Annotated in this window: 3 protein-coding genes; 2 read left to right on the top strand and 1 reads right to left on the bottom strand. The window is 73.6% G+C overall.

The window, feature by feature from the left end; translation table 11 throughout:
* Nucleotides 1–609 (top strand): hypothetical protein (locus ACFU99_RS42805; protein ID WP_384403961.1); only part of this gene is annotated, 609 nt, incomplete at its 5' end.
* Between the two features lie 406 nt (nt 610–1,015).
* On the opposite strand, the gene ACFU99_RS42800 is transcribed toward ACFU99_RS42805, so the two are convergent.
* Nucleotides 1,016–1,336 (bottom strand): hypothetical protein, encoded by a 321-nt coding sequence (locus ACFU99_RS42800; protein ID WP_384403958.1) that lies wholly within the window; start codon nt 1,334–1,336, stop codon nt 1,016–1,018.
* Nucleotides 1,337–1,434: 98 nt separating this feature from the next.
* Here ACFU99_RS42800 and ACFU99_RS42795 point away from each other — a divergent pair, with 98 nt between their 5' ends.
* Nucleotides 1,435–1,665, top strand: a complete 231-nt coding sequence (locus ACFU99_RS42795) for a DUF4287 domain-containing protein (protein ID WP_384403964.1) — start codon at nt 1,435–1,437, stop codon at nt 1,663–1,665.
* Nucleotides 1,666–1,718 lie beyond the last annotated feature (53 nt).

Raw genomic sequence — 1,718 nt, 5'->3', positions numbered from 1 at the left:
GCGCTCGCCGAGGAACGCGAGCGCGAACTGGCCGAGGCCCGTGCCTTCTGGGCCGCCCAGGAGGCGCGCGACGCCGCCGACGCGCCGACGCTGCTCGGCCTGGCCGGGCTCGGCGACGACACCCAGCCGGAGAGCACCCTGTACGTGCCCCGCCAGACCGACTTCGCCGGCCTGGAACCGCTGGTCGACGCCGAACTGGTGGAGGCCGAGGCGCTGGACGCGGAGTCGGAGGCCGCCGACTCCCCCGAGCTGGCCGCCGCGCGCCGCCGCCACCCCTCGCACCCGGACTTCAGCCCCGTACCGGCCATCGGCGACCACGACCGCACCGTGGGCCGCCTCACCGAGCTCGCCGACGCGCGCGTCCCCCTCGCCGACGTGCGCCCCGGCCCGCTCGGCACGCTGGACGTCTACGTCTTCACCGACGGCACCACCGTCTGCATGACCCCCGGCCACCGCGAAACCGCCGAACGCCTGGCCGACGCCCTCCGCGCCGGCGACACCCCCGTCCTCCTGGGCGGCTCCGGCGTCTCCGGCGCGTACGCCCTGACCTTCGGCTGCGGCGGCGAGAGCGTGTACGTACTGGCGGACAGAGTCATCGCGTCCCTCTGACGCCGGCCGCCGCGCGGCGGCGCTCGACCATCCTCCGTGCCCCACGACGCCCCACACTCACGATCCGCGGCAGAGCCGCTTCCGGACGCTGCCCGCGCCCCGCGACAGGGCCGCTCCCGGACTGTGTCCATGCCCCACGACAAGTCGCCCTGAACGCCATTCGCGCCCCGCGACAGGGCCGCTCCTGGACACTGTCCGCCTCCCGCGACAGGGCCGCCCTTGGACGCTGCCCACGCCCCGCGACGCGGCCGTCTTGGACCCCGCTCGCGCCCCAAACAGAGGGCGCAGCCCGATCACGGGGCGCAGCCCCACATTCAGGGGGCGCAGCCCCGATCAAGGGGCAAGGGCCCGCACACGGGGCGTGCGGCCCCAAGCAGGGGGCAAGGCCCCAATCGCAGGTGCGGCCTCAGAGGCCGCACCGTCTGGCTGCGGCGGACACGCTGGCGATGGCCTCCTCGACCTCCGCCGCAGAAGCCCCCCGCAGCGCCTCCACGGCGTCATGCCCGGCGACAGCCACCTGGTCGGCGGCGGCGAAGAGCCCCGCGTCCGGCATGTCGCGGGGCCCTGGTGTATCGGGTTCCTCCAACCTCCTGGCACGTTCGGCCAGTTCGCGCGCGAGCTCCAGCCCCTCGGCGGCGGCCCCCCGGCTCAGCCGGGACTGCGGCAGGGCGCGCAGCCGGTCGGCGAAGGAGTCCACGGCTGTCAGCAGAGACGTCAGATCATCCACGGCGTGAGCCTATGCGCCGCCCGCCGACTGTTGCCAACGCCTGAACACTCAGGCACGGTGACATGAAGGACCAGCATTCGACGCGTCCGGAGGCGCCGATGTCCCACGTCTTCTCCGACGAGACCCACCGGAACCTGCTCTCCCACATCCCCCATTGCACAGGCCGTGAAGTCGCCGACTGGCTGCGCACGGTAGACGAAGGTCCCGCTCTCTTCCGCTTCGAGGAGAAGGTCAGCTGGCTGCGCGGCGAGCACAACCTCGCGTACGGCCACGCCAAAGCGATCGTCCACGAGTACGACCTCCGGCGGGCCGCACGGAAGCTGCTTTAGCAGCTGCTTCAGCGGCGCCCGCACCTCCCGCGACAACGCCGAAGGGCCCGTAA

The sequence above is a fragment of the Streptomyces sp. NPDC057654 genome, from assembly GCF_042800135.1.
In the GTDB taxonomy this organism is placed as follows: Bacteria; Actinomycetota; Actinomycetes; order Streptomycetales; family Streptomycetaceae; genus Streptomyces.
The sequence above is the reverse complement of the archived record's forward strand: the minus strand, read 5'-3'. Positions and strand labels throughout refer to the sequence as shown.